Genomic DNA, 3,600 nt, shown 5'->3' on the forward strand with positions numbered 1-3,600 from the left:
CTCGCGGGGCTCGCCGGCGACCCGGCGCACACCGAGCGGCAGCGGGCGGCCGAACTGCTGGAAGAGGCGCTGCGCGGGGCACCCGCGGACCTGAAGGCCGACCTCCGCGCCTACGCGGGCCGCGCGCGCGACGCCCTGCTCGCCGTCTCGTACGAGGCCGACCTCCTCGTCGTCGGCGCCGGGCACCGGCACGGCCGCCTCGGCTTCCACATCGGCCGCTTCCTCCACGGCGTGCTGCACCACTCGGGGTGCCCGGTGGCCGTCGTACCCGAACTTTCCTGACATTCCCGGCACACTTGCCGACCATGGACGACGAATCCGGAGGACCCATGCCCGAGGCCGCCCGACCGGACGCCACCCCGCTCACCGACGAGGAGCTGCGCGCCCTGGACGCCCACTGGCGCGCGGCCAACTACCTGGCGGTGGGCCAGATCTACCTCATGGCCAACCCCCTGCTGACCGAGCCGCTCAGGCCCGAACACATCAAACCGCGCCTGCTCGGGCACTGGGGCACCTCGCCCGGCCTGAACCTCGTGTACACCCACCTCAACCGTGTGATCAAGGCGCGCGGGCTCGACACCCTGTGCATCTGGGGACCGGGACACGGCGGACCGGCCGTCGTCGCCGGCTCCTGGCTGGACGGCAGCTACAGCGAGACCTACCCCGACGTGTCGCGGGACGCGGCGGGGATGAGCCGGCTCTTCCGGCAGTTCTCCTTCCCCGGCGGCGTCCCCAGCCACGTCGCACCCGAGACGCCCGGTTCCGTCCACGAGGGCGGCGAACTCGGCTACTCCCTGGCACACGCCTACGGAGCCGCCTTCGACAACCCCGGGCTGCTGGTCGCCTGCGTGATCGGCGACGGCGAGGCGGAGACCGGGCCGCTGGCCGCCTCCTGGCACTCCAACAAGTTCCTCGACCCGGTGCACGACGGTGCCGTGCTCCCGATCCTGCACCTCAACGGTTACAAGATCGCCAACCCGACCGTGCTGTCCCGCCTCCCCGAGCCCGAACTCGACGCACTGCTGTGGGGATACGGCCACGAACCGGTGCACGTCAGCGGTGACGACCCGGCCGAGGTGCACCGCGCCCTGGCCGCCGCCCTCGACGGCGCCCTGGACCGCATCGCCCGGCTGCAGCGCACCGCCCGCGAGGACGGCGGCACCGAGCGCCCGCGCTGGCCGGTGATCGTCCTGCGCACCCCGAAAGGGTGGACCGGCCCGGCCGAGGTCGACGGCGTACCCGTCGAGGGCACCTGGCGCGCCCACCAGGTACCGCTCGCGACCGTGCGCCAGAACCCCGGTCACCTCAGGCAGCTGGAGCAGTGGCTCCGCTCGTACCGGCCGGAGGAACTGTTCGACGAGGAGGGCCGCCCCGTCGCCGAGGCCCTCGCCTGTGTCCCCGAGGGCGGGAAGCGGCTCGGCGCGACCCCGCACGCCAACGGCGGTCTCCTCGCCCGCGAGCTGCCACTGCCCTCCCTCGACGCCTTCGCCGTCCCCGTCGACAAGCCCGGCGGCACGCTGCACGAGCCCACCCGCGTCCTGGGCGGCCTCCTCGCACAGGTCATGAAGGACACCCGGCAGCGCCGGGACTTCCGCCTCGTCGGCCCGGACGAGACCGCCTCCAACCGGCTCCAGGACGTCTTCGACGCCAGCGGAAAGGCATGGCAGGCCGAGATCCTCCCGGTCGACGAACACCTGGACCCGCACGGCAGGGTGATGGAGGTCCTCTCCGAACACCTCTGCCAGGGCTGGCTGGAGGGCTATCTCCTGACCGGCCGGCACGGACTGTTCTCCTGTTACGAGGCGTTCGTGCACATCGTCGACTCGATGGTCAACCAGCACATCAAGTGGCTCAAGACCGCCCGTGACCTGCCCTGGCGCGCTCCCGTCCCCTCCCTCAACTACCTTCTGACCTCACACGTGTGGCGCCAGGACCACAACGGCTTCTCGCACCAGGACCCCGGATTCGTCGACCACGTCCTCAACAAGAGCCCGGCGGTCGTACGGGTCTATCTGCCCCCGGACGCCAACACGCTCCTCTCCGTGACCGACCACGTCCTGCGCAGCCGCGACTACGTCAACGTCGTCGTGGCGGGCAAGCAGCCCTGCTTCGACTGGCTGACCATGGACCAGGCCAGGGCGCACTGCGCACGCGGCGCGGGAATCTGGGAGTGGGCGGGCACGGAGGACGGCACCGCACCCGACGTCGTCCTGGCGTGCGCCGGTGACGTGCCCACGCAGGAGGTGCTCGCGGCGGCGCAGCTGCTGCGCCGCCACCTGCCCGAGGTGGCCGTGCGAGTGGTCAACGTGGTCGACATGACACGGCTCCTCCCGCACGGGGAACACCCGCACGGGATGACCGACTTCGAGTACGACGGCCTGTTCACCTCCGACAAGCCGGTGATCTTCGCCTACCACGGATACCCGTGGCTGATCCACCGCCTCGCCTACCGCCGCACCGGGCACGCCGACCTCCACGTGCGGGGCTACAAGGAGTCCGGCACCACGACCACCCCGTTCGACATGGTCGTCCGCAACGACCTGGACCGGTACCGGCTCGTCATGGACGTCATCGACCGCGTCCCCGGTCTCGCCGTCCGCGCGGCCGCCGTACGCCAGGAGATGGCCGACGCCCGCACCCGCCACCACGCCTGGATCCGCGAACACGGCACCGACCTGCCCGAGGTCGCCGAGTGGAGCTGGGACAGCTGAGACCGGAGGGCGGAACGGTCAGCCACGGCTCCGTGCGCCGTCCCGCGCCTCGCCCGCCCCCGTGAGCAGCACGCCCGTGACCAGTTCCGGACGGATACGGACCGCCTGGTCCGTCCCCCGGTGCGGCACCCAGGGCTCCACCAGCCCTCGGATGCGGACCAGTTCGGCGGGATCGGTGACGAGCCGGGCGTAACCGGTGACCACCACGCTCCAGCCCAGGCGGGTGTCGGGGTCGATGGCGTCGGCCTCGTAGGCGACCACCACCCCGCGGCCGTCGGCCCGCTGGGTGTGCGAGGTCAGCGCGGACCCCTCCGGCGTACGGATCACTATGTCCCCACCGTCGACGACGTGGTTGACGGGGCGTACGGCCGGCAGCGCCTGCCGGGTGAAGACGATCCTTCCGAGGGGGACGCTGCCCAGGAGGCGGAGCGCCTCGGCCCGGTCGAGGTCGATACGGCGGCGCGGCGGCTCGTACGGACGGATCATGGCCGGCCTCCCCGGCGCGTGCGCGTCTCTCGTCGGATGGGGTGCATGTGTCCGGGGCCCATGTGTCCGGGGCCCATGTGTCCGGGGCCCATGTGTCCGGAGTCCATGTGTCTGGGGCCCATGTGTCTGGGGCCCATGTGACCCCCGGGGACGTCAGGGACCCGGCGCGGATCTCCGCGTCCTGCGGACGGAGCGACACCGCGGGGGACCGGTGCCGCTCCTGCCTCCACTGTCGTCCCCGCCCGTGCGCCTCCCCAGTGCCGTTCGGCCCATCACCGTGGGGCCGGACGTCCCCGCCGGTCGCCCCCGCGGTCGCCCCCCCCGGTCGGCGGTGCCGCCCCCGGCGGCGGCTACGGCGACGCGGCGGTGGCACGGCGGTGGCACGGCCGCGGCCCCGGCCGCC

Annotated in this window: 3 protein-coding genes; 2 read left to right on the forward strand and 1 reads right to left on the reverse strand. The window is 72.8% G+C overall.

Annotated elements, in window-relative coordinates:
* Window positions 1-282 (forward strand): universal stress protein (locus tag GT045_RS16950; protein WP_161334685.1); only part of this gene is annotated, 282 nt, incomplete at its 5' end.
* Window positions 283-329: 47 nt separating this feature from the next.
* The gene (locus tag GT045_RS16955) at window positions 330-2,711 is read left to right on the forward strand and encodes a phosphoketolase family protein (RefSeq protein ID WP_161334687.1); all 2,382 of its coding nucleotides are present in this window, start codon (window positions 330-332) and stop codon (window positions 2,709-2,711) included.
* An 18-nt stretch (window positions 2,712-2,729) separates the two neighbouring features.
* Here the strand turns inward: GT045_RS16955 and GT045_RS16960 are convergent, their stop codons facing one another.
* Window positions 2,730-3,197, reverse strand: coding sequence for a pyridoxamine 5'-phosphate oxidase family protein (locus GT045_RS16960; RefSeq protein WP_161334686.1), 468 nt, complete (start codon window positions 3,195-3,197; stop codon window positions 2,730-2,732).
* Between the last annotated feature and the right edge of the window lie 403 nt (window positions 3,198-3,600).

Origin of the sequence: Streptomyces sp. SID486 (genome assembly GCF_009865385.1) — a bacterium.
Classification (GTDB): Bacteria; Actinomycetota; Actinomycetes; order Streptomycetales; family Streptomycetaceae; genus Streptomyces.

What these genes read in the sequence shown, in the direction of transcription:
- GT045_RS16955 (WP_161334687.1), top strand. Translation starts at nt 330, where the DNA reads ATGCCCGAGGCCGCCCGACCGGACGCCACCCCGCTCACCGACGAGGAG.
- GT045_RS16960 (WP_161334686.1), bottom strand. Translation starts at nt 3,197, where the DNA reads ATGATCCGTCCGTACGAGCCGCCGCGCCGCCGTATCGACCTCGACCGG.